The sequence below is a fragment of the Microbacterium sp. LTA6 genome (genome assembly GCF_045690355.1).
GTDB lineage: Bacteria > Actinomycetota > Actinomycetes > Actinomycetales > Microbacteriaceae > Microbacterium.
The window spans coordinates 3,335,769-3,361,681 of the sequence record NZ_CP147855.1 but is presented as its reverse complement, the minus strand read 5'-3'; the positions used below and the strand labels follow the sequence as shown (position 1 = coordinate 3,361,681).

At 67.1% G+C, this 25,913-nt stretch carries 23 protein-coding genes and 1 tRNA gene; 3 read left to right on the top strand and 21 right to left on the bottom strand.

The window, feature by feature from the left end; translation table 11 throughout:
- Nucleotides 1-8: 8 nt before the first annotated feature.
- Nucleotides 9-428, top strand: a complete 420-nt coding sequence (locus tag LTA6_RS15955; protein WP_407358233.1) for a GNAT family N-acetyltransferase — start codon at nt 9-11, stop codon at nt 426-428.
- Between the two features lie 9 nt (nt 429-437).
- Here the strand turns inward: LTA6_RS15955 and LTA6_RS15950 are convergent, their stop codons facing one another.
- From LTA6_RS15950 to polA, 6 genes are all read right to left on the bottom strand, one after another.
- Nucleotides 438-1,187 (bottom strand): formylglycine-generating enzyme family protein, encoded by a 750-nt coding sequence (locus LTA6_RS15950; protein ID WP_407358232.1) that lies wholly within the window; start codon nt 1,185-1,187, stop codon nt 438-440.
- A gap of 19 nt (nt 1,188-1,206) precedes the next feature.
- Entirely contained in the window at nt 1,207-1,953 is a 747-nt protein-coding gene (locus tag LTA6_RS15945) for an SGNH/GDSL hydrolase family protein (RefSeq protein ID WP_341978424.1), read from the bottom strand.
- A 50-nt stretch (nt 1,954-2,003) separates the two neighbouring features.
- On the bottom strand, nt 2,004-3,356 hold the full coding sequence (locus tag LTA6_RS15940; RefSeq protein ID WP_341974814.1) for an MFS transporter: 1,353 nt from the start codon (nt 3,354-3,356) through the stop codon (nt 2,004-2,006).
- 49 nt (nt 3,357-3,405) lie between these two features.
- Nucleotides 3,406-4,440, bottom strand: coding sequence for an LLM class flavin-dependent oxidoreductase (locus LTA6_RS15935; RefSeq protein ID WP_341974812.1), 1,035 nt, complete (start codon nt 4,438-4,440; stop codon nt 3,406-3,408).
- Nucleotides 4,441-4,548: 108 nt separating this feature from the next.
- Complete coding sequence (locus LTA6_RS15930; RefSeq protein ID WP_341974811.1) at nt 4,549-6,222, bottom strand: DUF885 domain-containing protein; 1,674 nt, start codon at nt 6,220-6,222, stop codon at nt 4,549-4,551.
- Nucleotides 6,223-6,285: 63 nt separating this feature from the next.
- Nucleotides 6,286-8,919: a DNA polymerase I gene (polA, locus tag LTA6_RS15925; protein WP_341974810.1), complete on the bottom strand. Its 2,634-nt coding sequence runs from the start codon at nt 8,917-8,919 to the stop codon at nt 6,286-6,288.
- 45 nt (nt 8,920-8,964) lie between these two features.
- Between polA and LTA6_RS15920 the strand changes: the two genes are divergently transcribed.
- The gene (locus LTA6_RS15920; protein ID WP_341974809.1) at nt 8,965-9,393 is read left to right on the top strand and encodes a hotdog fold thioesterase; all 429 of its coding nucleotides are present in this window, start codon (nt 8,965-8,967) and stop codon (nt 9,391-9,393) included.
- Here LTA6_RS15920 and LTA6_RS15915 read toward each other — a convergent pair.
- Together LTA6_RS15915 and LTA6_RS15910 are read right to left on the bottom strand one after the other, a co-directional pair.
- Nucleotides 9,368-9,931 (bottom strand): GNAT family N-acetyltransferase, encoded by a 564-nt coding sequence (locus LTA6_RS15915; protein WP_341974808.1) that lies wholly within the window; start codon nt 9,929-9,931, stop codon nt 9,368-9,370. The two genes, LTA6_RS15920 and LTA6_RS15915, sit on opposite strands and share 26 nt — an antisense overlap.
- The gene (locus LTA6_RS15910; protein WP_341974806.1) at nt 9,931-10,566 is read right to left on the bottom strand and encodes a response regulator; all 636 of its coding nucleotides are present in this window, start codon (nt 10,564-10,566) and stop codon (nt 9,931-9,933) included. The genes LTA6_RS15915 and LTA6_RS15910 overlap by 1 nt, the downstream gene beginning before the upstream one ends.
- A 99-nt stretch (nt 10,567-10,665) precedes the next feature.
- Here LTA6_RS15910 and LTA6_RS15905 point away from each other — a divergent pair.
- Nucleotides 10,666-10,748, top strand: a tRNA-Leu gene (locus LTA6_RS15905).
- Nucleotides 10,749-10,790: 42 nt separating this feature from the next.
- Here the strand turns inward: LTA6_RS15905 and LTA6_RS15900 are convergent.
- From LTA6_RS15900 to hisG, 13 genes are all read right to left on the bottom strand, one after another.
- Nucleotides 10,791-11,447, bottom strand: coding sequence for an alpha/beta hydrolase (locus LTA6_RS15900; protein ID WP_341974804.1), 657 nt, complete (start codon nt 11,445-11,447; stop codon nt 10,791-10,793).
- A 171-nt stretch (nt 11,448-11,618) separates the two neighbouring features.
- On the bottom strand, nt 11,619-13,067 hold the full coding sequence (pyk, locus tag LTA6_RS15895) for a pyruvate kinase (protein WP_341974803.1): 1,449 nt from the start codon (nt 13,065-13,067) through the stop codon (nt 11,619-11,621).
- 55 nt (nt 13,068-13,122) lie between these two features.
- Entirely contained in the window at nt 13,123-14,589 is a 1,467-nt protein-coding gene (locus tag LTA6_RS15890; RefSeq protein WP_341974801.1) for a glutamate synthase subunit beta, read from the bottom strand.
- Nucleotides 14,582-19,156, bottom strand: a complete 4,575-nt coding sequence (gltB, locus tag LTA6_RS15885; RefSeq protein WP_341974799.1) for a glutamate synthase large subunit — start codon at nt 19,154-19,156, stop codon at nt 14,582-14,584. The genes LTA6_RS15890 and gltB overlap by 8 nt, the downstream gene beginning before the upstream one ends.
- Nucleotides 19,157-19,236: 80 nt before the next feature.
- Nucleotides 19,237-20,265 (bottom strand): prolipoprotein diacylglyceryl transferase, encoded by a 1,029-nt coding sequence (lgt, locus tag LTA6_RS15880; protein WP_341974797.1) that lies wholly within the window; start codon nt 20,263-20,265, stop codon nt 19,237-19,239.
- Nucleotides 20,266-20,275: 10 nt separating this feature from the next.
- Nucleotides 20,276-21,079, bottom strand: coding sequence for a tryptophan synthase subunit alpha (gene trpA, locus LTA6_RS15875; protein WP_341974795.1), 804 nt, complete (start codon nt 21,077-21,079; stop codon nt 20,276-20,278).
- The gene (gene trpB / locus LTA6_RS15870; protein ID WP_341974792.1) at nt 21,076-22,299 is read right to left on the bottom strand and encodes a tryptophan synthase subunit beta; all 1,224 of its coding nucleotides are present in this window, start codon (nt 22,297-22,299) and stop codon (nt 21,076-21,078) included. The genes trpA and trpB overlap by 4 nt, the downstream gene beginning before the upstream one ends.
- Nucleotides 22,296-23,075: an indole-3-glycerol phosphate synthase TrpC gene (trpC, locus tag LTA6_RS15865; RefSeq protein WP_341974790.1), complete on the bottom strand. Its 780-nt coding sequence runs from the start codon at nt 23,073-23,075 to the stop codon at nt 22,296-22,298. Before trpC ends, trpB begins: the two co-directional genes overlap by 4 nt.
- On the bottom strand, nt 23,075-23,320 hold the full coding sequence (locus tag LTA6_RS15860; RefSeq protein ID WP_341974788.1) for an HGxxPAAW family protein: 246 nt from the start codon (nt 23,318-23,320) through the stop codon (nt 23,075-23,077). The genes trpC and LTA6_RS15860 overlap by 1 nt, the downstream gene beginning before the upstream one ends.
- Before the next feature lie 48 nt (nt 23,321-23,368).
- Entirely contained in the window at nt 23,369-23,959 is a 591-nt protein-coding gene (locus LTA6_RS15855; protein ID WP_341974786.1) for a Trp biosynthesis-associated membrane protein, read from the bottom strand.
- The gene (hisI, locus tag LTA6_RS15850; RefSeq protein ID WP_341974783.1) at nt 23,956-24,315 is read right to left on the bottom strand and encodes a phosphoribosyl-AMP cyclohydrolase; all 360 of its coding nucleotides are present in this window, start codon (nt 24,313-24,315) and stop codon (nt 23,956-23,958) included. The genes LTA6_RS15855 and hisI overlap by 4 nt, the downstream gene beginning before the upstream one ends.
- Complete coding sequence (gene hisF, locus LTA6_RS15845) at nt 24,312-25,073, bottom strand: imidazole glycerol phosphate synthase subunit HisF (RefSeq protein ID WP_341974781.1); 762 nt, start codon at nt 25,071-25,073, stop codon at nt 24,312-24,314. Before hisF ends, hisI begins: the two co-directional genes overlap by 4 nt.
- Nucleotides 25,073-25,912 carry an ATP phosphoribosyltransferase gene (gene hisG, locus LTA6_RS15840; RefSeq protein WP_341974779.1) on the bottom strand — a complete coding sequence of 280 codons (840 nt, stop codon included), beginning with the start codon at nt 25,910-25,912 and terminating at the stop codon, nt 25,073-25,075. Before hisG ends, hisF begins: the two co-directional genes overlap by 1 nt.
- Nucleotide 25,913 lies beyond the last annotated feature (1 nt).

The window sequence follows — 25,913 nt, the reverse complement described above, 5'->3', positions numbered from 1 at the left end:
GATGGATCATGCCTTCGTCCTACATCTTCTCGAATGACACCTCCCGCATCGATCGCGAGCGCGTGCATGCCTGGCTGAGCGAACAGTCCTATTGGGCCGCCGGCCGCGCGCGTGAGGTGCAGGATGCCGCCATCGACGGGTCCCGTAACTACGGGATCTGGAATACATCCGGTGAGCAGGTCGCCTACGCGCGCGTGGTCACGGATGCCGTCACCTTCGCGTGGCTGTGTGATGTCTTCGTCGCGGAGGAGGCACGCGGAAGGGGGATCGGAAAGATGCTCATCGAGAATGTCATCGAGGATCTGCAGCCGCTCGGCCTCACCCGGATGCTCCTGGCAACAGCAGATGCCCATGGCCTTTACGCCCAGTACGGATTCGCCCCCGCCGAAGATCCGAACCGCTACATGATCAAGCAGATGCGGCCCTGACCCGCGCTCTCACTGCCCACGAGGCGTCCAACCGGACGGGAGCGCCCCGTCGATCAACGCCCGCTCCCGGTCGGCTCGCGCCGACCAGCCCTGTGCCTCACCGGGTGTGTCGAAGGCGCCGCGCGCGAGCCTCAACCCGACGTCTTCGTGATGCATGCGCGGAGCACCTCCTCGGCGCACCGATGCGCGCACGCTCCAGGCGTCGTCGGCGAAGCCGCCGCCGCGGAACACGCGATAGTCGTCGTATCGCGCGGGATCGAGCAGATCCCAGCACCATTCCCACACGTTGCCGAGCGTGTCGAACAGGCCGTTGAGGTTGGGGAGCTTGAGACCGACCGGCTGCGGCGTGTTCACACCGTCGGCGCTGGTCCACGCGGCATCCGTGAGCGGTGCGTAGTGGGGGCCGGTCGAACCGGCACGGCACGCGAACTCCCACTCGGCTTCGGTGGGAAGCCGATAACCGTCTGCGGTCACGTCCCAGGTGACGTCCTCGCCGTCGAATCGGTAGGCCGGATCCAGGCCTTCCCAATCGGACGCGGCGTTGCAGATTCGTACAGCGCGCAGCCAGCTGACATCGCGCGCGGGATGGCGTGGATTCCGTGCCGATATCCCGAGGATCTCTGCGAGCTGCTCCTCGGTGATGGGATACACCCCGATCTCGAACTCGGCGAGTTCTACGACGCGCTGCATCTTCCGCCGTGCGTCGTGCAGCGTGACCGATCCTTCGGAGATCCGCGCGAGTTCGATGTCGCCCGTCATGACCTGGCTGCCACCTGGTTCACTGCGGCACTCGGTCGACCCACGTGGGGTACTTGGCCGCGCGTCCATCGCCTGACGACGTCCTGGTCACGCGACGCTTGACCCACGGCCCCACGTGCTCACGGTAGTAGGCGAGCCCGGAGCGACCGGTGGTTGTGCGCTCCGGCGGTGCCCACCACGTCTCCGGTGGCTCGAATCCGAGCGCGTGCAGCACGCGTGCCGCCACTCGGTGGTGCCCGGCGGCGTTCATGTGCAGACGGTCCTCGGACCAGTACGGGGCGCGGGCCAACTCGTTATCCGGCCAGTTGAGGGCGCGGATCACATCGGGACGATGTTCGACGCGACGCAGCACGGCTTCGGAGAGCAGGTCGCCGCGTCGCTGCACGACGTTGCCCATCGGGAGCTGACCACTGGGGTTCGCCCCCGACAGGAGGATCATGGTGACTCCCTCTTCGTCGCACCGGCGCAGGACCCGGCTGAACGCGTCGGCGATATGTTCGACGTCGGTGCGCGGACGCAGCATGTCATTGCCGCCGCCGTTGAATGAGAGGTGAGTGGGGTGAAGAGCCAGCGCAGGTTCGAGCTGCTGCTCGACGATCGGCCAGGCGAGCCGGCCCCGGATGGCGAGGTTCGCGTACTGGATCGAGTGTCCCGCGGCGTTCGCCCAGCCTTGTGCAGCGAGGTCGGCCCAGCCTCGCTCCCGGCCATCGGGTAGGACGTCGCCGACGCCCTCGGTGAAGGAGTCGCCGATCGCCACGAAACGCACGTCAGTCACCCGTCCAGAATATGCCCGGCAGCGACCGCCCAGAACCGGGATCAGCGGTCGTCGAGCGCGACACCCTTGCGATCGACAAGGCCCCAGGCGGCGGTTGCTGCGATGAGGAAGCACGCGCCGAAGACCGCGAAGAGCAGCGGTGCGCCGCCCGCGACCAGCAGGATCGGCACCACGAGCGGAGCCACGATCGACGCGATCCGACCGACACCCGCGGCCCAGCCGGCACCGGTGGCGCGCAGCGACGTCGGGTAGATCTCCGGAGTCACGGCGTAGAGAGCGCCCCAGGCGCCCAGGTTGAAGAACGACAGTGCCATGCCGGAGGCGATGATCGCCGGCTCTGTCGTCGCGGTGCCGAAGAAGACCGCCGAGACGGCTGAGCCCACGAGGAAGACGGAGAGGGTGGTGCGTCTCCCCCACACCTCGATCAGCCACGCCGCGACCGCGTAACCGGGGAGCTGGGCGAGGGTGATGATGAGCGTGAAGCCGAAGGATCTCACGAGATCGAATCCCGCCTCGACGAGGATGCTAGGGATCCAGATGAACGCGCCGTAGTACGCGAAGTTGACGGTGAGCCACACGAGCCAGAGGCAGATCGTCCTTCTGCTGAACTCCGGGTTCCAGAGGGTCTGCAGGCGCGCACGTGCGGTCACCGCGATGGAACGGGACGGCGGCTCCTTGCGGATCGCGGGTTCTGCGACCACGCCGGCATCCGCCTCGAAAGCAGCAACGATGCGTTCTGCTTCGGCGATGCGACCGCGCGATGCCAACCATCGTGGCGACTCGGGCAGCCCCCAGCGCACGACGAGCGCGTAGAGCGCGGGGATCGCGCCGAGCGCGAATGCCCAGCGCCAGCCGTCGGCGGATGCAGGGATGACGAAGTAGCCGATCAGGGCGGCCGCCGTCCACCCGACCGCCCAGAACGCCTCGAGGATCACGATCAGTCGCCCGCGGATCCTGGCTGGAGCGAACTCGCTGACGTATGTGGAGGCCACCGGCAGTTCGGCGCCCAGTCCCAGGCCGACCAAGAACCGGAGCGCGAGCAGGGCGGCGAGGCCGCCGACGAACGCGCTGGCACCCGTTGCGATGCCGTAGACGAGAAGGGTGATGGCGAACACCTGGCGTCGCCCCAGACGATCGGCGAGCAATCCGCCCAGCGTCGCGCCGACCGCCATGCCGACGAATCCGACCGAAGCGATCCACCCCGCTTCCGTCCGGGTGAGATCCCACTGCTGGACGAGCGCGGCGAGGATGAACGAGATCAGCCCGACATCCATCGCGTCAAGAGCCCACCCGAGGCCGGAACCGGTCAGAAGCCGGGCGTGCCTGCGGGTGAACGGGAGCTCATCGAGACGCTCGGCGAGCGAAGCACGACTCGGCAAGGCGGTGTTGGCCATGCTCCTCATCGTAAACGTGCGCCGAGGCCACGCGCTGCGCCGTGACGGCTCAGTTCTTCGCGTCGAGGATGGCGCGCACCCGCGGAATCACCTCGGTGCCATAGAGCTCGATGCTGCGCATCATCGCGTCGTGCGAGAGCGTTCCGGTCGCGTACTTCAGATCGAATCGGCCGAGGCCGAGCGTCGTGACGGTGTCGGCGATCTTCTGGGCGACCCGGTCCGGCGAGCCGACGTACAGCGCGCCTTCCGGGCCGACGTCATTCTGGAACCGCGCCCGACTGTACTGCGGCCAGCCTCGTTCGCGCCCGATGGTGTTGTTCATCGCCTCGAATCCGGAGTACGCGGCGTCCCACGCCTCCGTGTCGGTGGCGGCGATGTGCCCGGGTGAGTGCACGGAGATCGGATGCGAGGTCGTACCGAATGCGGCGACCGAGCGGTGGTACAGCTCGACGAAGGGCTTGAAGCGCACGGCCGGCCCGCCGATGATGGCCAGCATCAGACCGAGACCGTGACGAGCGACGCGCACCACCGACTCCGGGCTGCCACCGACCCCGACCCACGTGCGAAGGCCGTTCTCGGTCTTGGGGAAGACATCCGCGTTCTCCAAAGACGCGCGCATCGTTCCGGACCAGGTCACCGGCTGCTCCTTGAGCAGCTCCACGAAGAGGTCGAGCTTCTCCTCGAAAAGAGCCTCATAGTCTCGCAGGTCGTATCCGAACAACGGGAAGGACTCCGTGAACGATCCGCGGCCCAGCACCACCTCTGCGCGACCGCCGGAAAGCGCGTCCAACGTGGAGAACCGCTCGAACACGCGCACCGGGTCATCCGATGACAGCACGGTCACCGCCGTGCCGAGACGAATGCTCTTCGTGCGCGCGGCGATCGCTGCGAGCACCATCTCCGGCGCAGAGACGGCGAACTCGGTGCGGTGGTGCTCCCCCACTCCGAAGAAGTCGACGCCGACGGCGTCTGCCAACTCGGCCTGAGCCACGATGTTGCGGATCGTCTGCGCTGCGGTGAGCAGCGTTCCGTCCGCGTCGCGGGTGATGTCGCCGAATGTGTCCAGCCCGAACTCGATATCCATGTGCGTCAGCCTTTCGTATTCACATGAATGAACCGTGCGGATCGCTCCGGCATTCCCGGCAACGACCCGCACGGTTCCCGAGATCAGGGAGACCGCGCCGAGTGCTGGTCAGCGCAGCAGCGCGGTGCGCAGCGTGTCGAGCCCGACGCCGCCCATGTCGAGAGCGCGCTTGTGGAACTCCTTGATGTCGAAGTCCGCGCCTCGCTCGGCCTGGTACGCATCGCGCACCTGCTCCCAGATGCGTTGTCCCACCTTGTACGACGGAGCCTGTCCCGGCCACCCCAGGTAGCGGTTGACCTCGAACTGCACGAACTGGTCCGACATGTTGACGTTCTGCCGCATGAAGTCCAGCGCGTACTCGGCGTCCCAGATACCCGTTCCGTCAAGGCGGGGCTTGCCGAGGTGCACACCGATGTCGAGGACGACGCGGGCCGCGCGCATCCGCTGGCCGTCGAGCATGCCCAGGCGATCGGCCGGATCGTCGAGATAGCCGAGCTGCTGCATCAGGCGCTCTGCGTACAATGCCCAGCCCTCGGCGTGCCCAGAAGTGCCGGCGAGAAGACGACGCCATGAGTTCAGTTCTGCGCGGTTGTGCACCGCCTGAGCGATCTGCAGGTGGTGTCCCGGAACGCCCTCGTGGTAGACCGTGGTCAGCTCACGCCAGGTGTCGAACTCGGTGACGCCCTCGGGCACCGACCACCACATCCGCCCGGGACGGGAGAAATCATCCGTCGGGCCGGTGTAGTAGATCCCGCCTTCCTGTGTCGGGGCGATCATGCACTCGAGCGTGCGGATCTGCTCCGGGATGTCGAAGTGCGTCGCACCGAGCTCGGCGACCGCACGATCGCTGGTCTCCTGCATCCAGCGCTGCAGCGCCTCGGTGCCGACGAGCTTGCGGGCGGGATCCGCCTCGAGGTGCGCGACGGCCTCTTCGACCGATGCGCCGGGCAGAATCTCGTTGGCGATGGCGGTCTGCTCGGCCACCATGCGGGCCAGCTCTTCACGACCCCACTCGTAGGTCTCGTCGAGGTCGATCGTCGCGCCGAGGAACCGACGCGAGTTGAGGGCATACAGCTCGCGGCCGACTGCGTCGACGCCACCGGCGACGGGCGCCAGCTCGTCGGCGAGGAATCGGCCAAGGTCGTCGTAGGCGACGCGTGCCGCGGCCGAGTTGTCGGCGAGCGTGCGCGCGAGCGACGCGGGCAGCTGCCCCTCGTCCGGCGTGGCCTCCGCGACGAACGCGGCGAAGAACCCGTCGTCTGCCGTGTACCGAACGATCTGCGAGGCGACCTCGACGACCTGCCGTCGAGCCGGGGTCACGCCCTGTGCGATCCCCTCGCGAAGCGTCTCGGTGTAGCCGCGCAGTGCATCAGGAACGGCGGCGAGACGCTTCGCGATGACGCTCCAGTCGTCGGCCGTGGCCGTCGGCATCAGGTCGAAGGCCGCTCGGACGTCCTGGGCGGCGGAGGCGATCACGTTCAGGTCGCGCAGATGCCAGTTCGCGTCGTGGAGGTCGAGGTCGAGCTGCAGTTCGGCGCTCAGATCGGTCTTCGTGACCTCGTCGATCGCGTCGACGGGCTCCAATGCCGAGAGCTTGCCGAGGGTCGCGCGGGTCGCCTCAGTGATCTCCTCGAGTCCGGCAGGGCTGAGATCGCCGAAGCGATCGCCCGCCTCAGTGCGTCCGATGTAGGTGCCGAGCGTCGGAGATAGCACGGCAATGGTGTCGACCCATTCATCGGCGACCTTGTCGATGGCAGAGGGAGTACGGGGGGCTGAAGTCATCCCTCCAGCCTATCCCTCGACCCCCGCGCCAGCAGGCTCCGGTCGCCCGTCGTGTCCCTGCTCTCAGTGCGCCGCTTCGTTCCAGTTCTGCCCGCGTCCGACCTGCACGTCGAGCGGAACCGACAGCTCCGCGGCGCCGCCCATTCGCGTGCGGACGATGCGCTCCGCCGCGTCCCACTCCCCCGGTGCGACCTCGACGACGAGCTCATCGTGGATCTGGAGCAACGCGCGCGAGGCGAGGCCCTCCGTGCGCAGATCGTCGTGGATGCGGAACAGCGCGATCTTCATGATGTCGGCCGCACTGCCCTGGATCGGTGCATTGAGCGCTGCGCGCTCGGCGTTCTCGCGCAGTACTCGGTTGGGGCTGGCGAGGTCGGGGAAAGGACGACGTCGTCCGAAGATAGTCTCGGTGTAACCGACTTCCTTCGCCTTCATCACCGAGGCGCGCAGATAATCGCGCACAGCACCGAATCGTGCGAAGTACTCGACCATGAGCTGCTTCGCTTCGGACTGTTCGATGCGCAGCTGCTTGGACAGGCCGAACGCCGACAGCCCGTAGACGAGGCCGTACGACATCGCCTTGACCTTCGTGCGCATCGCCGAGGTGACATCGCTCGGTTCGACACCGAATACCCGTGCACCGACGAATCGGTGCAGGTCCTCTCCGCTGTTGAAGGCCTCGACGAGTCCCTCGTCGCCGGAGAGGTGAGCCATGATGCGCATCTCGATCTGCGAGTAGTCGGCGGTCAGCAGGGTCTCGTAGCCGTCGCCCACCTGGAAGGCGCTGCGGATGTGACGCGACTCCTCAGTGCGCACCGGGATGTTCTGCAGGTTCGGGTCGGTGCTGGAGAGCCGGCCGGTCTGGCTCCCGGTCTGCACGTAGGTCGTGTGCACCCGGTGGTCATCGCCGATCGCGGTGTCGAGCGACTCGATGATCTGCCGGAGCTTCGTCGCCTCCCTGTGCTGGAGCAGCAGGTTCAGGAACGGATGCGGATTCGTCTCCTGCAGGTCGACGAGAACCGCGGCATCCGTGGAGTAACCGGTCTTCGTCTTGCGGGTCTTGGGAAGCTGAAGGTCTTCGAAGAGCACTTCCTGCAGCTGCTTCGGGGACCCCAGATTGAACTCGCGTCCGACGACCGTGAATGCCTCTTGGGCGAGCGCCTCGGCGCGCGTGGCCAGCTCGGTGGAGAACGTCGAGAGCACGTCATGCGAGACGGCGACCCCGGCGACTTCCATATCGGCAAGCGTGAGCAGGGTCGGCAGCTCGATGTCGATGAGCACCTGCGACACGCTCTCCGGAATGTCCTCACGAAGGGCGGCCGCCGTTCGCAGCGTGAACCACGCCTCCTGAGCGGGAGTGGCGCCCTCTGTCTCGGGGACGAGCTGCGTCGGATCCGCCTGCGGCAACTTCTCACCGAGGTATCGCTCCACGAGGTCGGCGAGCGTCTTGTCCGGGTAGCTCGGCCGCAGCAGCCAGCCGGCGAGATTCGTGTCGTACGCCAGTCCGGCGAGCTGGATGCCGACGCGGCGCAGCGACTTCACCTGAGGCTTGGCATCGTGGAAGACCTTCGGGGCATCGGACTCGAGCCAGGCGCGCATCGACTCGGCACTGCCGTCGTTCCAGTCGGTCTCGCGCAGCTCCGTCTCGGTGGCGGCGCCGATGCGCGTCGGGAGACCTCCCGCGGTGGTAATCCGAAGCGCCACGTCACCGGACTGCGCCTGCGCCCAGGCGGCGAGCTCTGCCGGCGTCACTTCGACCGGTGTCGGCAGCACGACGACGGATGCCGGATCCTCGGCGACCTCTCCGGCCCCGACCGCCTCGAAGACGCGGGGCAGCAGCGTGCGGAACTCGAGGCGCGCGAAGATGTCACGAACGGCCTGCGCATCGATCGGAGCGACCTCGAGGTCTGCCGGGCCGACCGGAAGCTCCACATCGCGGAGGAGCCGGTTCAGCTGCCGGTTACGGCGGACATCTTCGATGTGGGTCTGGAGATTTCCGCCGACGACACCCTTGATCTCGCCTGCGCGCTCCAGCAGTTCATCGAGCGAACCGAACTGCGTCAGCCACTTGACGGCGGTCTTCTCCCCCACCTTGGGGACGCCGGGCAGATTGTCGCTGGTCTCGCCGACGAGCGCGGCGATGTCGGGGTACTGCTCCGGGCGCACTCCGTAGCGTTCCTGAACCGTCGTCGGGTCGTAGCGCTTCAGCTGCGAGACTCCCTGCACCGACGGATACAGCAGGGTCACGTCATCCGTCACCAGTTGGATCGTGTCACGATCGCCGGAGACGACGAGAACCTCGAATCCCTGCTCGGCGCCCTGGCTCGCGAGAGTCGCGAGGATGTCATCGGCCTCGATCCCCTCCTTTGTGAGCACCTGGATGGACATCGCCGCGAGGCAGTCCTGCAGGAGCGGGATCTGTCCACGGAACTCCTGCGGGCTCTCCGATCGGGTCGCTTTGTACTCGGGGTACACGTCAGTACGGAAGGAATGGCGGGAGGTGTCGAACGCGATCGCCATATGCGTCGGCTGCTCGGCCTTGATGAGGTTCACCAGCATCGACAGGAAGCCGTAGATGGCGTTCGTGTGCTGATTGTCCTTCGTGGTGAAGTTCTCGACCGGGAGGGCGAAGAATGCACGATAGGCGAGCGAATGGCCGTCGACGACCATGAGGGTAGGCTTTGCGGAGTCCGTCACCCTGTCAGCCTAACGAGGACGACAGACACCCGCTGAGGAGGATCGATGAGCGAGACCGCGACGACCGAAGGACTCGACTGGGCCACCGCCCGCGGGATGGGCGCGCTCGCCCAGAAGATGGGCATGGAGTTCCTCGAGTTCAGCCTCGAGCGCTGTGTCGCGACCATGCCGGTCGAAGGCAACACGCAGCCCGTCGGCTTGATGCACGGCGGCGCGTACGTCGTCCTCGGCGAATCGCTCGGATCGATGGCTGCGAACCTGCACGCGGGCCCTGGCCGCCTGGCAGTCGGTGTGGACATCAACGCCACGCACACCCGATCCGCGACCTCGGGGGTCGTCACCGGCATCTGCACGCCGATCCACCTCGGCCGCAGCGTCACTGTGCACGAGATCGTCGTGACCGACGATCAGGGCCGCCGTTGCTCGACGATCCGCATCACGAACATGATCAAGGACGTGCCGGCGGCACGCTGAGCGGCTCCTCGAGGATCCGCTGGAACAGGATGTGGTCCTGCCACTTCCCCGCGATCTTCAGATAGCGAGGAGCGGCGCCGATCCGCTCGAATCCATTCGCGCCCAGCACGCGCTGCGAACCGTGATTGTGGACGAGAGTCGCCGCCTGCAGCCGATGCAGACGCACCTCGTCCCGAGCGTAGGAAACGACCTGAGCGACAGCTCTCGTGCTGAGCCCCCTCCCCTGACGCGCGCCGTCGACCCAGTAGCCGAGGTCCGCGCTCCAGAAGGCGCCGCGGACGATGTTGTTCAGGTTCACGCGGCCGCGGATCTCGCCATCGGCTGATTCGATCACGAATCGAACGCCGCGACCCGTCGCTGCATCCTCCAGGCAGGTTGCGACATGCCGTTCCTGGTCCTCGGACGTGAAGAACGCTTCGCTTCTCGTCGGCTCCCAGGGCGCCAGATGCGCTCGATTGGCTGTGTACGCGCGCGCGAGCGCCACCCCGTCACCGGTGTGCACCGGACGCAGGATGTGCTCCGCGTCGAGTGCGAACACTACTTCTTCGGTGCGAGCTGCTCGATGATCGCCTTGGCGACATCCTGCATGGTCAGTCGGCGGTCCATGGACGCCTTCTGGATCCAGCGGAAAGCTTCCGGCTCGCTCAGGCCCATCTTCTCGTTGAGCAGGCCCTTGGCACGATCGACCAGCTTGCGGGTCTCGAAGCGCTCGACCATATCGGCGACCTCGGCCTCGAGCGTGATGATCTGCTCGTGACGGGCCAGCGCGATCTCGATCGCCGGGAGGAGGTCGTTCGGAGTGAACGGCTTGACGACGTAGGCGAGAGCGCCCGCCTCGCTCGCGCGCTCGACGAGTTCCTTCTGGCTGAACGCGGTGAGCAGCACGACGGGGGCGATGTTCCCCTTGTGGAGCTTCTCGGCGGCGCTGATGCCATCGAGCTGCGGCATCTTGACATCCATGATGACGAGATCCGGGCGCAGCTCGGTCGCCAGTTGAACGGCCGTCTCGCCGTCACCGGCCTCGCCTACGACGTCGAAGCCGTTGTCACGGAGGATCTCGACGATGTCGAGGCGGATCAGCGATTCGTCCTCTGCGACGACGACGCGTCGGGGTGCGGATGCTGTCGGCTGCTCAGACGGCTCAACATGCTCTTGCTGTTCTTGCTCGGTCACAGACCCATCCTACTGGAGAGGCCGCTGAACGGACGGTGAGCGATCGTGCTGAGCAGAGCAGGGCGCTCGCTGCGCTAAAGTCGAAGACGCGACACACGAGCCGGCGTGGCGGAATGGCAGACGCGGAGCACTCAAAATGCTTTGTCCGAAAGGGCGTGTGGGTTCGAGTCCCACCGCCGGCACTTCAATGGGGCGACCTGTCATGCCGTGCACAGCCGTTTTCCTCAGCCCGCGAAGACGGCGATCTCGGCGACGACGCGCGGGTGGGCGAGTATCCGGAAATGACCACCCGTCTCGAGACGCATATTGGTCGCTCCGATGAGCTCGCTCCCCTCCGGAATGTGCGGATCGAAGCGCGCGAAGATCGAGATGATCCTCGAATTCGCCGTGCGATCCTGCGTGAGACCCACGATCGACGGATCATCCGGCGACAATGCTCGCAGGGTGCGTGTCGGCATCATTCGGGCATACCTCGATCCACCGAACGGCGTGGCGACGGCGATCATGCCCCGCACCCGGTCAGACGCCGCGCTGGTCATCATGAGCTTGCCGGCGAGGCCGCCCTTGCTGTGGGCGACGAGAACCGCGTCGCCCAGGTCGTACCGCTGCAGGTAATCCGTGACCTGGTCCGCCATCTCGGCCACGGATTGCAGGTTCCGCTCGAGCGTCTCGATGACATGCACCGGATGTCCGCGCGCATGCAGCGCTTCGACGATCGGTTGCATGAACCGCCAGGTCTCGTAGATACCGGGCAGGACGATGATCGGTGCGCGATTCCCGGTACGGAATGTCGATGCATCCGTTCGGCTCATCAGCGCGCGCGTCTGCCAGTAGGCCGCATAGACATAGTCCAGGAGCCACCAGGCTGCCGCTTTCAGCACTCCGTCACGCGTTCCGTGACCGGCGAAGTGCGACCGGCATCGTGCGGGTGGTTCACCATGTTTGCCACCGTACTCCCGCCAGGAAGAACGGCGTCGGGGGCTTGACGTTCGTGGCCGCGACACGCAAGAGGGTCGGGACCGTCTGGTCCCGACCCTCCTCGCGTCAGTGCGTCAGATGACAGCCTTGTAGATGGGGGCGGCGCCGCCGACGGCGTCCCCGACCTTGTGGACTCGGATGTCGTTCGTGGAACCCACGATTCCGGGAGGGGATCCCGAGATCACGACGACCCGGTCACCGGTCTCCGCGAGGCCGTTGGTGAGCAGATAGGTGTCGACCTGGAGATACATGAGGTCGGTGTGCTGGACCAGATCGACGAGCGTCGAGCGGATGCCCCAGGTCAGTGCCATGCGACGGCGGATGCCGGGCTCCGGCGTGAACGCGAGCATCGGGATGCGCGAGCGCAGTCGCGAGAGGCGCCGGGCGGAGTCTCCGGACTGCGTGAACACGCAGAGGAACTTCGCATCGACGAACTCGGCCACCTCGAGCGCCGCGAGTGTGATCGCGCCGCCCTGCGTGCGCGGCTTGGTGTTGAGCGGCGCGATGCGCTCGAGACCGTGCTCTTCGGTGGATTCGATGATCCGTGCCATCGTCTCGACGACGATGACCGGGTAGTCGCCCACGCTGGTCTCACCGGAGAGCATCACCGCGTCGGCGCCGTCGAGGACGGCGTTGGCGACATCGGAGGTCTCGGCGCGCGTCGGCACCGGGCTGTTGATCATCGACTCGAGCATCTGCGTGGCGACGATGACAGGCTTCGCCATGCGGCGAGCGAGTTCGACGGCCCGCTTCTGCACGATCGGCACTGCCTCGAGCGGAAGCTCCACACCGAGGTCGCCGCGGGCGACCATGATGCCGTCGAACGCGTCGACGATTCCCTCGAGCGCGTCGACCGCCTGCGGCTTCTCGATCTTGGCGATGACCGGGATCTTCACGCCCTCCTCGGCCATGATCTCGTGCACTCGCTCGACGTCGCTGGCGTTGCGCACGAACGACAGCGCGATGAGGTCGGCGCCGATGCGCAGGCCCCAACGCAGGTCGTCCTCATCCTTCTCGCTCAGCGCCGGCACGTTCACAGCCACGCCGGGAAGGTTGATGCCCTTGTTGTTCGAGACCGCTCCGGCCACGACCACGCGGGTCGTCACGGTCACGCCGTCGGTCTCGACGACCTCGACCTTGACCTTGCCGTCATCGATGAGGAGGAAGTCTCCGGCGTTGACGTCCTGCGGGAGGCCCTTGAACGTGGTGCCGCAGATGTCCTTGTTGCCGATGATGTCTTCGGTGGTGATCTTGAAGATGTCACCGACCTCGAGCTCATAGGGGCCGCCCTCGAACTTGCCGAGGCGGATCTTCGGCCCCTGGAGGTCGACGAGGATCGCAACGGCACGACCGGAGTCCTCGGCAGCGCGACGGACGTTCGCGTAGTTGTTCTCGTGCACGGAGTAGTCACCGTGGCTGAGGTTCAGGCGGGCGACATCCACTCCGGCGTCGATCAGTGCGCGCACGGTGTCGTAGGTGGAAGTGGCAGGGCCCAGGGTGGCGACGATTTTCGCGCGTCTCAACAGATACTCCAGATTAGAGGGGGATAGAAATCAGGCGACGGTGCCGCGGCTCAGCCTACGCGGGCTGAAGGCCGAGCGCGACATCATTCGGGCCCACCGGCACGGGGAGCACGGTGGAGCCCATGAGGAACCGATCGACGTTCGCAGCGGCGGCTCGTCCTTCGGCGATCGCCCAGACGATCAGGGACTGCCCGCGCCCGGCGTCACCCGCGACGAAGACGCCAGGAACGGTCGATTCGTACGAGGCATCCCGCTGGAACGCACCACGGTCGGTCACCTGCGGGCGGGTGTCCTCGGTGAAGCCATCCTGCTCCGGGCCGGTGAAGCCCATGGCGATCAGCACGAGGTCAGCGGGGATCTCCCGCTCCGTGCCGCTCTTGGGGACGCGGCGCCCGTCGACGTACTCGGTCTCGGCAACACGCAGGGCGCGAAGCTCGCCGACCTCGTTCGAGAGGAACTCGACGGTGGAAGCGAGGAAGACCCGCTCTCCGCCTTCCTCGTGCGCGGACTGCATCTCGAAGATGGTCGGCATCATCGGCCACGGCTGGTGGTCAGGACGCTCTTCGCCCGGCTGCTTGCCGATCGCGAGGTTGGTGACGCTGAGCGCACCCTGGCGGTGAGCGGTTCCGATGCAGTCGGCGCCGGTGTCGCCGCCGCCGATGACGATGACGTGCTTGCCCTCGGCCGTGATCTGCTCCGGCACCGTGTCGCCGGCGACGGCGTGGTTCGACTCGACGAGGTACTCCATCGCGAAATGCACACCTGCGAGGTCGCGGCCGGGGATCGACAGGTCGCGGGGCACGGTCGACCCGGTGGCGATGACCACGGAGTCGTAGCGAGCCCGGAGGTCGGCCCAGGAGATGTCCTTGCCGATCTCGACACCGGCGCGGAAACGCGTGCCCTCTTCCTGCATCTGCCGCAGGCGGGACTCCAGGTGGGTCTTCTCCATCTTGAAGTCCGGGATGCCGTAGCGCAGCAGTCCGCCGATGCGGTCATCGCGCTCGAAGACGGCCACGGTGTGACCGGCCCTGGTCAGCTGCTGCGCGGCGGCGAGTCCGGCGGGGCCCGAGCCGACGACGGCGACGGTCTTGCCGGTCAGGCGTGCCGGCGGCTGTGCGTCGACCCAGCCCTTCGCGAAGGCCTCGTCGATGATCGAGACCTCGATCTGCTTGATCGTGACCGCCGGCTGGTTGATCCCCAGCACGCAGGAGCTCTCGCACGGGGCCGGGCAGAGGCGACCGGTGAACTCCGGGAAGTTGTTCGTCGCGTGCAGACGTTCGATCGCCGCACGGCCTTCGCCGCGCCAGGTCAGATCGTTCCACTCCGGGATGAGATTGCCGAGGGGGCAGCCGGAGTGGCAGAACGGCACACCGCAGTCCATGCATCGGCTGGCCTGGCGTCGCAGCACCGCCTGATCGCCGGGCTGGTAGACCTCTTTCCAGTCCATGATGCGTACCGGCACCGGGCGTCGGGCAGGAAGCTCACGCTCGGTGACCTTCAGAAAACCTTTGGGATCAGCCACCGGTCACCTCCAGGATGCGGTTCCACACGATGTCGCCGTCAGGGTCGATGCCCTCGGCCACTGCTTCCTCACGCATGCTGCGCACAGCGGCGAAGTCACGCGGGAGAACCTTCACGAATTCGGATGCGGCGGTCTCGAACTGTTCGAGGATGCCGGCCGCCAGCGGCGATGCCGTGCGCTCGACGTGCGCGACGAGAAGACTCCGCAGCACCTCGAGATCGGCTCGGTCGAGCGGTTCCAGCAGCAGTTCGCCGCTGTCGAGGGACTGCGCGTTGATCTTCTCGGTGCGCAGCGACTGAACGTACGCCACTCCCCCGGACATACCGGCACCGAAGTTGCGTCCGGTCGTGCCCAGGATCACGGCGAGACCGCCGGTCATGTACTCGAGGGCATGATCGCCGACGCCTTCGACGACTGCCGTCGCTCCGGAGTTGCGCACCAGGAACCGTTCGCCGACGACACCCGAGATGAACATCGTGCCCGACGTCGCACCGTAACCGATCACGTTGCCCGCGATGACGTTCTCGTGCGGAGCGATCACCGAGCCGCGCGGCGGCCGGATCGTGATGTCGCCACCGGACAGACCCTTGCCGACGTAGTCGTTGGCGTCGCCCTCCAGGCGGAGGATGATGCCAGGCGGCAGGAACGCACCGAGCGATTGACCGGCGGTGCCGTGCAGCGTGATGTCGATGGTCTCGCGAGCGAGACCCCCGGCGCCGTGCCGCGCGGTCACCTGGTGGCCGAGCATCGTCCCGACGGCTCGCTCGGTGTTGCTGATGGGCAATTCGACCAGCACCGGCTCGCCGTTCAGCAGCGCATCCTTCGCGATGTCGATCAGGGCGACGTCGAAGTGCTTGTCGAGTTCGTGATCCTGGCTGCGTCCGCTCCGGCGGGGCTCGCCGGCGGGGAACGCCGGTCCGTCCAGTACCGGGCTGAGGTCCAGGCCTTCGGCCTTCCAGTGTTCGATCGCGCCGTTCACCTCGATGAACTCGGTGCGACCGACGATCTCGTCGAGCGAGCGGAAGCCGAGCTCGGACAGCAGTTCGCGCACCTCTTCGGCGATGAACTCCATGAAGTTGACGACGAACTCCGGCTTGCCGGTGAACCGCTCCCGAAGAGCAGGATTCTGCGTGGCGACGCCGACCGGGCAGGTGTCGAGGTGGCAGACGCGCATCATGATGCAGCCGCTGACCACCAGGGGCGCGGTCGCGAAGCCGAACTCCTCGGCACCCAGGAGGGCGCCGATGATCACGTCGCGGCCGGTCTTCAGCTGGCCGTCCACCTGCACGACCACACGGTCGCGCATGCCGTTGAGCATCAGGGTCTGCTGCGTCTCGGCAAGTCCGAGCTCCCACGGCGTTCCGGCGTGCTTGAGAGAGTTGAGGGGACTCGCACCCGTGCCGCCGTCGTGGCCGGAGACCAGGATGACGTCGCTGAGCGCCTTCGCGACACCGGCCGAGACCGCGCCGATGCCGGACTGGCTGACGAGCTTCGTGTGGATGCGCGCCTCGGGGTTGGCCCTCTTCAGATCGAAGATCAGCTGCTTGAGGTCTTCGATCGAGTAGATGTCGTGGTGCGGAGGCGGGGAGATCAGCCCGACGCCGGCGGTCGCGTGACGCGTGCGCGCCACCCACGGGTACACCTTCGTCGGCGGCAGCTGTCCGCCCTCGCCGGGCTTCGCACCCTGGGCGAGCTTGATCTGGATGTCGTCGGCCTCGGTGAGGTACAGGCTGGTCACGCCGAATCGGCCGGATGCCACCTGCTTGATGGCGCTGCGGCGCTCAGGGTCGACGAGGCGATCGGCGTCTTCTCCGCCTTCGCCGGTGTTCGACTTTCCGCCGATCCGGTTCATCGCGATCGCGAGCGTCTCATGCGCCTCGCGTGAGATGGAGCCGTAGCTCATCGCGCCGGTGGAGAAACGCTTCACGATGTCGGAGACCGACTCGACCTCGTCCAGCGGTACCGGCTTGCGGGTTCCGGTGCGCAGTTTGAACAGGCCACGGAGCGTCTTCAGCTCGGATGCCTGGTCATCGACCAGCTTCGTGTACTCGCGGAAGATGTCGTAGCGGCGCGTGCGTGTGGCGTGCTGCAGCTTGAACACCGTCTCCGGGCTGAACAGGTGCGGCGATCCGTCGCGACGCCACTGGTACTCGCCGCCCGTCCACAGACGCTCGTGCGCCCGAGCCGCGGCATCCTCGGGATAGGCGTAGTCGTGGCGTGCCTGGTTCTCGGCGAAGACATCCTCGATGCCGATTCCGCCGAGCTTCGATTCGGTGCGCGTGAAGTACGCGTCGATGAAATCCTGGCTGAGACCGACCGCCTCGAAGACCTGTGCGCCGGCGTACGAGGACACCGTGGAGATGCCCATCTTCGACATGATCTTCAGCACGCCCTTGCCGAGCGCATAGATCAGATTGCGTACGGCCTTCTCCGGGGTGATGCCTGTGATGTATCCGGTTCGAACGAGGTGCTCGACCGTCTCCATCGCGAGGTACGGGTTGACCGCGGATGCGCCGTAGCCGATCAACGTGGCCACGTGGTGCACTTCGCGGACGTCGCCGGCCTCGACGATCAGACCCACCTTCATCCGGTTCTCCCGGCGGATCAGGTGGTGATGAACCGCCGAGATCATGAGCAGCGACGGGATCGGGATGAGGTCCTTGTTCGAGTCGCGGTCGGAGAGGATGATGAACTCCGCTCCGTCCTCGATGGCCTGATCGACCTCGGCGCACATCTCGGTGAGCCGGTTCTGCAGGCTCTGCGCATCAGCGTCGAAGTGATAGAGCCCGCGGATCGTGACGCTCGAGCGATCGGGCAGCGCCCTGTCGATGTGCCGGATCTTGGCCAGCTCGTCGTTGTCGATGACCGGGAAGTCGAGTGACACCGTGCGGGTGTGCTCCGGACCCCACGTGAGCAGGTTGGACTCCGGTCCGAGGCCGAGCTTCAGGCTCGTCACCACCTCTTCGCGGATCGAGTCCAGCGGCGGGTTCGTCACCTGGGCGAACTGCTGCGTGAAGTAGTCGAAGAGCAGACGCGGGCGCTTGCTGAGCACGGCGATCGGCGTGTCCGACCCCATGGCACCGAGCGGCTCGACGCCGTTCTGTCCCATCGGGGTGAGCAGGATGCGCACTTCCTCCTCGGTGTAACCGAAGGTGCGCTGACGCCGAGTGATCGATGCCGGCGGATGCACGATGTGCTCGCGCTCCGGCAGATCCGCGAGGCGGACCGCCCCGGCATCCAGCCATTCCTGCCACGGATGGAGCGTGGCGAGGTCCTGCTTGAGTTCTTCGTCCTCGACGATGCGTCGCTGCGCGGTGTCGACGAGGAACATCTTGCCCGGCTGCAGGCGCCCGCGGCGCTTGATCCGCTCCGGCTCGAACGTGAGAACGCCCGTCTCCGAACCGATCACGATCAGCCCGTCGGTCGTCTCGGTCCAGCGCCCCGGGCGAAGCCCGTTGCGGTCGAGCGTCGCGCCGACGAGCGTGCCGTCGGTGAAGATGAGCGCGGCCGGTCCGTCCCACGGTTCCATCTGGTTGGAGTGGTACTCGTAGAACGACCGGAGCTCCGGCGTGATGTCGGCCTGCTTCTCGTACGCCTCAGGCACCATCATCATGATCGCGTGCGGCAGGCTGCGCCCGGTCAGCGTGAGCAGCTCGAGCACCTCGTCGAAGGATGCCGAGTCGCTGGCACCGTCGGTGCAGATCGGCAGCAGCGGTGCCATGTCGCCGAGCAGCTCGGATTCCAGCTGCGATTGCCGTGCGCGCATCCAGTTGCGGTTGCCGCCGACGGTGTTGATCTCGCCGTTGTGCGCGAGCATGCGCAGCGGCTGCGCGAGCGGCCACGACGGGAAGGTGTTCGTCGAGTAGCGGGAGTGCACGACCGCGAGTTCCGAGGCGAAGCGCTCGTCCTGCAGATCGGGGTAGAACGGCTCGAGCTGGAGCGTGGTGACCATGCCCTTGTAGCCGAGAGTGCGGCAGGAGAGCGAGACGAAGTAGGCGCCAAGCTCGTGACCGGCGCGCTTGCGCAGACGGTAAGCGACCCGATCCAGGGCGATGCCGGTGAGCGGTGCCTCTTCGACGGTCGCTCCCCCGGCGCTCACGAACAACTGCTCGAACGCGGGACGAGCCTCGTCGGCGAGCTTGCCGAGGTGCTCGTTCACGGTCGGGACCTCACGCCAGCCGAGGACGCGGAGGCCCTCCGCACGTGCGATCTTCTCGATGCCGGCCTTCTGCTGGCGACGCTGTCCGGAATCGCGAGGAAGGAACGCCAAGCCCGCCGCGTACTCGCCGACCGGCGGAAGCTCGAATCCGGTCACGGCGCGCAGGAACTCGTCGGGCATCTGCGTGAGGATGCCGGCACCGTCTCCGGTTCCGGCATCCGAGCCGATCGCGCCGCGGTGCTCGAGGTTGCGGAGCGCCTCGAGTGCCAGCGCGATGATGTCGTGCCCTGCCTCGCCACGCAGCGTGGCGACCATTGCCAGACCGCACGCGTCCTTCTCGAACGCTGGGTTGTACATGCCCTGTTTGACAGGGAAGCCGGGGGGCGTGCGGAGGTCGCTCGATTCCATGCGGTACCGTCCTCAGATCTTCAAGTGACCCGGGGACGTCATTGGCCGGGCGATGCGATGGGTCCTCACGGACCTGAAGGCTATCGGGAACCTTCGGTGTCCGTGGGAGCGGTGCTTGTGGCGGTAGCTCCTGCGGTGACTTCGTCGGACGGAGGCTCACTCAGGTCCACGAATTCGGAGGGATTCGTTAGCGATACTACATCAGCCTCGAGATCCTTCCGGCCTCGACCCGTCATGTACGGCGAGGGCTCGAGGCCCGGGTGGCGGCGAGTCTGTACAACGAGGATCACGAGACCGACGACGACACCGATGATGGCGGCCGCGACATTGCTGCGCAGGCCGAGGATGATCTCGCTCGGGTCGATGCGGATCGATTCCCACACCACACGGCCGGCGCTGTACCAGATCAGGTAGATCGCGAACAGCCGGCCCCACTGGAATGCGGTCGCCTTGCGGCTGATCCAGAGCAGCACGATGACGCCGAGACCGTTCCAGATCACTTCGTAGAGGAAAGTGGGGTGGAACAGCGTGCCCTCAGGCAGTCCCGGGGGGAAGGCGCTGTTCGTGGATTCAATCTCGAGGCCCCAAGGCAGATCCGTCGGCAATCCGAACAGCTCGTGGTTGAACCAGTTGCCGAAGCGTCCGAAGGCCTGAGCGAGCAGCAGTCCCGGTGCCAACGCGTCGGCGAAGGTCCAGAAGCGGATGCCGGTCCACCGGCATCCGAGGTATGCACCGACGGCACCGCCGATGAGCGCACCGAAGATGGCGATGCCGCCCTCCCAGATCGCCCACACGGAACCGGGCTCGAACGGATTCCACGTGTTGATGCCCTCACCGAAGTAGTCGTTCGGGTGGGTGAGCACGTGGAAGATCCGGGCGCCGATGATGCCCAGCGGTACCGCGAGGATCGAGATGTCGATCACGACCCACGGCTCCGCGCCACGCTTGGTGAGGCGATGATTCGTCAGCAGCACCGCAGCGATGATGCCGGTGATGATGCAGAGCGCGTAGAAGTGGATGCGGACCGGGCCCAGGTCGATGAACGAGACCGGGGGGCTCGGGATGCTGGCGAGCACGCCGTTGACGGTGCTGTGGAGCGCGAGGGACATGATTGCGATTCTAGTTCTCGTGTGCGGGGCGTGCCGACGCAGCGCCGGCGGCCAGGGTACGGGTGACCTCGGCGAGGGCGGGAACGCCGCCGTCACGGAGGGCGCGGACGAGCGCGGTGCCGACGATCGCGCCGTCGGCGTACTCCCCCACAGCGGCGATCTGGTCTGCCGTGGAGATGCCGATGCCGACGCAGGCGCGACCGACGCCGTGCTCGCGGAGGCGGGAGACCAAGGTGCGCGCGGCACGATCGAGGTCGGCGCGCTCACCGGTGATGCCCATCGTCGAGACGGTGTACACGAAGCCGGTCGAGGACGCGACGACAAGGTCGAGACGCTCATCGGTCGAGGTGGGAGCCGCGAGGAAGACACGGTCGAGGCCGGTGCGCTCACTGGCCGCGATCCACTCCGCTGCGGACTCGGGGGTGATGTCCGGCGTGATGAGGCCCGCACCGCCGGCGGCGAGCAGGTCATCCGCGTAACGGTCGACGCCGTACTGGAGCACGGGGTTCCAGTACGTCATCACGACGACCGGGACATCCGTCGCGGCGGTGATCTCGCGAAGCGCGGTGAAGAGATCGGCGGTGCGGTATCCGGCAGCCAGAGCGGTTCTGGTCGCCTCCTGGATGATCGCTCCGTCCATCACCGGGTCGCTGTAGGGCGGGCCGAGTTCGATGATGTCGACGCCGTTCTCAGCGAGCGCGATGGCGGCCTGGATGCTGGTGTCCAGGTCGGGGAACCCGACGGGCAGGTAGCCGATGAAGGCGGTCCGCCCGGCGTCGTGCGCCTTCTGGATCGCCTGTTCCACGCGGCTCATGCGTTGCCCTCCTGCGCCTCGGTGGTCGAATCGTAGAGGTCGAAGTAGCGCGCGGCGGTGTCCATGTCCTTGTCGCCACGGCCCGAGAGGCATACCGCGATCACGGCATCCGGACCGAGCTCGCGTCCGAGTCGCAGGGCGCCGGCCAGCGCGTGCGCGGACTCGATCGCGGGGATGATCCCTTCGGTGCGACTGAGCAGGCGCAGTGCCTGCATGGCTTCGTCGTCGGTCGCCGGGATGTACTCGGCTCGGCCGATGTCGGCCAGCCAGGAATGCTCCGGTCCGACCCCCGGGTAATCGAGTCCAGCGGAGATCGAATGCGATTCGATGGTCTGGCCGTCTTCGTCCTGCAGCACGTACGTCCGCGCGCCGTGCAGCACGCCGGGGCGACCGCGTTCGATGGAGGCAGCGTGCTGAGCGGTGTCGATGCCATCGCCTGCCGCCTCGACGCCGTAGAGCGCGACGCCCTCGTCGTCGAGGAACGCGTCGAACATGCCGATCGCATTCGACCCGCCGCCGACACAGGCGACGACCACGTCCGGAAGCCGGCCGATCTCATCGAGGAGCTGCTGGCGCGCCTCTTCGCCGATGATCTTCTGGAAGTCGCGGACCATCGCGGGGAACGGATGCGGGCCTGCGGCCGTTCCGAAGATGTAGTTCGTGGTCTCCACCGAGGCGACCCAGTCGCGGTACGCGTCGTTGATCGCGTCTTTGAGGGTGCGCGAGCCCGTGGTGACGGGCACGACCTCCGCGCCCAGCAGCCGCATCCTGGCGACGTTGAGCGCCTGGCGCTCGGTGTCGACCTCGCCCATGTAGATGGTGCATTCCAGCCCGAACAACGCGGCTGCCGTTGCGGTGGCCACACCGTGCTGGCCTGCACCGGTCTCGGCGATGACCCGGGTCTTGCCGAGCCTCTTCGTCAGCAGCGCCTGCCCGAGCACGTTGTTGATCTTGTGCGAACCGGTGTGGTTGAGGTCTTCGCGCTTCAGGAAGACCCGCGCCCCGCCGGCGTGTGCGGCGAAACGGGGCACCTCGGTGAGCGCGGACGGGCGGCCGGCGTACGAGCTCAGGAGCGACGCGAGCTCGGCGCGGAACGCCGGGTCGGCGACAGCGGCGGTGTAGGCGGCGCTGAGTTCGTCGATGGCGGCGATGAGCGACTCGGGCATGTAACGCCCGCCGTACTCACCGAAGAACGGTCCCTGCTGGTCGCGCAGACTCATCCCTTCACCTCCAGGAAGCTCTTGAGTGTGGCGACCGGATCGCCGGTGACGAGCGCCTCGCCGATGAGCACGACATCGGCACCTGCCGAGCGGTAGTGGGCGACATCGTCGGGGGTGAGCACGGCGGATTCGGCGATCTTCACGGATGTGCTCGGGATGCGGTCGGCGAGCCGCCCGAAGAGATCTCTGTCGAGCTCGAGGGTCTTCAGGTCGCGCGCGTTGACCCCGATGAGCGGCGCACCCAGATCGATGGCCTGTTCGAGCTCATCGGCCGAGTGCGTCTCGACGAGCGGCGTCATGCCGAGTTCGCCGATCAGCGCGTACAGATCGCGCAGTACGGCCGGCTCGAGACCGGCGACGATGAGCAGCACGAGGTCGGCACCGGCGGCACGGGCTTCGAGCACCTGGTAGGGCGTCGCGATGAAGTCCTTGCGGAGCACGGGGACGGAGACGCGGGCGGTGACCGCTTCGAGGTCGGCGAGGCTGCCGCCGAACCTGCGCTCCTCGGTGAGGACGCTGATCGCGGAGGCGCCGCCGATCTCGTAGAGAGACGCCTGGTGGGCAGGATCCGGGATCTCGGCCAGAGCACCGCGGGAGGGACTTGCCCGCTTGACCTCGGCGATGACCTTGACCTGTTCTGCGGGTGCGAGTGCCGCGAGAGCATCCTTCGCTGCCGGGCGTGCCAGCGCCGCCTTCTCGACAGCGGCCAGCGGTCGGGAGAGGGCGCGACGCTCGGCGTCTGCGACAGCGCCGGCCGTCAGGTCGGCGAGGACCATTAGTGCGCCTTCGGCGAGTACTTGGGGCCCTTCACGCCGTAACCCGCCTTCGCGAGAATCCAGCCGACGATCGCACCGACCGGGACGATGGCAGCCCCCACCCAGATGAGCGCGACCCAGACGGGGCTGAACTCGGCCAGGCAGTACGCGACAGTGCCGACGGTGAAGCCGACGAGCATGATCACGACGGCGGCCCAAGCCGCAGGCGAGTGTCCGTGGCCGGGGTCGGCGATCGGGTTGGTCATGTTCTCCTCCGGGGGACGACGTGCGGGGGTCGGCTCAGTCTATCGGGGTCATCGAGTCGGGTCGGTGCCACGCGACAGCTCGTCCCAGGAATCGACGGCGTCCACCGCTCCATCGCCGTGATCGGCGGCGGCGCCCTCGGTGCGGTATCTGCGGCCTCCGGTCTTCCACTGCCGCCAGGTCAGCAGAACAAGCACCGCGGTGGCGAACAGGAGCACCCAGGCGGCGAGGACGAGGTACGGCCAGAACGTCGGAGTGATCGAGGCGACGACGTCGGACAGCGCCGCAGACCCGGCGAGTCCGGTCGTGTCCGTGACGCTCGGGGCGACGGCGCTGAGCGGTGGGCTCACGAGCAGCGGAATCGTCGACCACCCCAGGAGGACGGCAGTCGCCGCAGCGACCACCGCGAATACCACACGCACGATCCGGCCGGCGATCGACAGCGCAGCGCCGAGAGCGAGCACGGCGAGACTGAGCGGGGCGAGCAGCGGGAGCGCATCTGCGCCCGGGACGAGGATGGCTGCGCCCGCATCGGCGCGTTCGACGGTGAGCCACGTCTGGGTCGAGGAGATGATGCCGACGGCTCCGGCCAGCAGAAAGCCGGAGACTCCGAGCGAACGGCCGCGTCGTGCGATGCTCATGCTCCGCCTTGGCCCGGAACCGCCTCGAGGTCCGTGGTGTCGAAGCAGGTTCGCGTACCCGTGTGGCAGGCGGGACCGGTCTGGTCGACCAGCAGCAGGATCGCATCTCCATCGCAGTCCAGACGTGCCTCGTGGACGGTCTGGATGTTGCCGGACGTGTCGCCCTTCCGCCAGTACTCCTGCCGTGAGCGGGACCAGTACGTGACGCGACCCGAGGTGAGGGTGCGGCGGAGCGCCTCGGCATCCACCCAGGCCAACATGAGCACCTCACGGGTGTCCCACTGCTGCACGATCACCGGGGCGAGTCCGTCGCCGTTCCAGGCGACCTGCGCGATCCGCGTCTCCAACTCCGTCATCGGACCAGCACCCCCTCAGCCCGCAGAGCGTCCTTGACGTCTCCCACGGTGAGAGCTCCGGTGTGGAAGACGCTCGCGGCGAGCACGGCATCGGCGCCCGCCTTGATCGCCGGAGCGAAATCGGACGCCTTCCCGGCGCCGCCGGACGCGATCACCGGAACCGTCGACGCTTCGCGCATCAGACGCACCAGTTCCAGATCGAAGCCGTCGCGCGTGCCGTCCGCATCGATCGAGTTCACCAGCAGCTCGCCCGCACCGCGCTCGGTGGCTTCCCGTGCCCAGGCGATCGCGTCGAGGGTCGTCGTCGTACGCCCGCCGTGGGTGGTGACGACGAAACCCGAATGCGTGCCTGCGGCGCGCTTGACGTCGAGGGACAGCACCAGCACCTGCGCGCCGAAGCGGTCGGCGATCTCGTCGATGAGTCCGGGGCGGGCGATCGCGGCGGAGTTCACGCCGACCTTGTCCGCGCCGACCGCGAGCAGCCGGGCGACGTCGTCGACGCTGCGCACTCCCCCGCCGACGGTGAGCGGAACGAACACCTGCTCTGCCGTGCGCTGCACGACGTCGTATGTGGTGGCCCTGGCATCGACGGTGGCGGTCACGTCGAGGAACGTGATCTCGTCTGCACCCTGCTCGGCATAGTGGCGAGCGAGCTCGACGGGATCGCCCATGTCACGGAGGTTCTCGAAGTTCACGCCCTTGACGACGCGGCCCGCGGCCACATCGAGGCAGGGGATGACGCGACTGGCGAGTGCCATCAGAGCCTCGCGGCGTGGATCGCGGTCACGAGGATGGCGCGAGCGCCGAGTGCGTACAGATCGTCCATCACCTGATTGACGCCGCGGCTCGGCACCATCACGCGCACGGCCACCCAGGCGGCATCGCGGAGCGGGGAGATCGTCGGCGACTCACGGCCGGGAGCGATCTGAACGGCCTGATCGACCAACTCCGCCGGGAGGTCGTAGTCGATCAGCACGAAGCGCCGAGCGACCATCACACCGCGCAGGCGCCGCAGCAGGGTCTCGGTGCCCTCGGCATCGCCGGGGCGGCTGATCAGCACCGCCTCGGACTCCAGGATGACCGGACCGAAGATGTCGAGTCCGGCCTGTCGGAGCGTGGTTCCGGTGGAGACGACATCGGCGACGGCATCCGCGACACCGAGTCGCACCGCGGATTCGACGGCTCCGTCGAGTTGGACGAGCTCTGCCGCAACGCCGTGCTCACGCAGGAAATCACCGACGAGGCCGGGGTAGGCAGAAGCGACTCGGACGCCTGCGAGGTCTGCGACCGTGTGGAATCTCCCGGGAGGACCCGCGAAGCGGAACGTGGAGCCGCCGAAGCCGAGCGACTCGATCTCCCTCGCCTGCTGAGGCACATCGCGCAGCAGATCGCGGCCGGTGATGCCCACGTCGAGTGCACCGGAGGCGACGTAGGTGGCGATGTCGCGGGGACGAAGGAAGAAGAACTCGACGTCGTTCTCGGCGTCGATCAGGTGCAGGGTCTTGGCGTCACGGCGTCCGGCATAGCCGGCTTCCGCGAGCATCTCGGCGGCGGTCTCGGAGAGCGAGCCCTTGTTCGGAACAGCAATGCGCAGCATG

Excerpts from the sequence above, each read along its gene's own strand:
- LTA6_RS15955 (WP_407358233.1), top strand. The coding sequence starts at position 9 with ATGCCTTCGTCCTACATCTTCTCGAATGACACCTCCCGCATCGATCGC.
- LTA6_RS15950 (WP_407358232.1), bottom strand. The coding sequence starts at position 1,187 with ATGACGGGCGACATCGAACTCGCGCGGATCTCCGAAGGATCGGTCACG.
- LTA6_RS15940 (WP_341974814.1), bottom strand. The coding sequence starts at position 3,356 with ATGGCCAACACCGCCTTGCCGAGTCGTGCTTCGCTCGCCGAGCGTCTC.
- LTA6_RS15935 (WP_341974812.1), bottom strand. The coding sequence starts at position 4,440 with ATGGATATCGAGTTCGGGCTGGACACATTCGGCGACATCACCCGCGAC.
- LTA6_RS15930 (WP_341974811.1), bottom strand. The coding sequence starts at position 6,222 with ATGACTTCAGCCCCCCGTACTCCCTCTGCCATCGACAAGGTCGCCGAT.
- LTA6_RS15920 (WP_341974809.1), top strand. The coding sequence starts at position 8,965 with ATGAGCGAGACCGCGACGACCGAAGGACTCGACTGGGCCACCGCCCGC.
- gltB (WP_341974799.1), bottom strand. The coding sequence starts at position 19,156 with ATGGAATCGAGCGACCTCCGCACGCCCCCCGGCTTCCCTGTCAAACAG.
- lgt (WP_341974797.1), bottom strand. The coding sequence starts at position 20,265 with ATGTCCCTCGCGCTCCACAGCACCGTCAACGGCGTGCTCGCCAGCATC.
- trpA (WP_341974795.1), bottom strand. The coding sequence starts at position 21,079 with ATGAGCCGCGTGGAACAGGCGATCCAGAAGGCGCACGACGCCGGGCGG.
- trpB (WP_341974792.1), bottom strand. The coding sequence starts at position 22,299 with ATGAGTCTGCGCGACCAGCAGGGACCGTTCTTCGGTGAGTACGGCGGG.
- trpC (WP_341974790.1), bottom strand. The coding sequence starts at position 23,075 with ATGGTCCTCGCCGACCTGACGGCCGGCGCTGTCGCAGACGCCGAGCGT.
- LTA6_RS15860 (WP_341974788.1), bottom strand. The coding sequence starts at position 23,320 with ATGACCAACCCGATCGCCGACCCCGGCCACGGACACTCGCCTGCGGCT.
- LTA6_RS15855 (WP_341974786.1), bottom strand. The coding sequence starts at position 23,959 with ATGAGCATCGCACGACGCGGCCGTTCGCTCGGAGTCTCCGGCTTTCTG.
- hisI (WP_341974783.1), bottom strand. The coding sequence starts at position 24,315 with ATGACGGAGTTGGAGACGCGGATCGCGCAGGTCGCCTGGAACGGCGAC.
- hisF (WP_341974781.1), bottom strand. The coding sequence starts at position 25,073 with ATGGCACTCGCCAGTCGCGTCATCCCCTGCCTCGATGTGGCCGCGGGC.
- hisG (WP_341974779.1), bottom strand. The coding sequence starts at position 25,912 with ATGCTGCGCATTGCTGTTCCGAACAAGGGCTCGCTCTCCGAGACCGCC.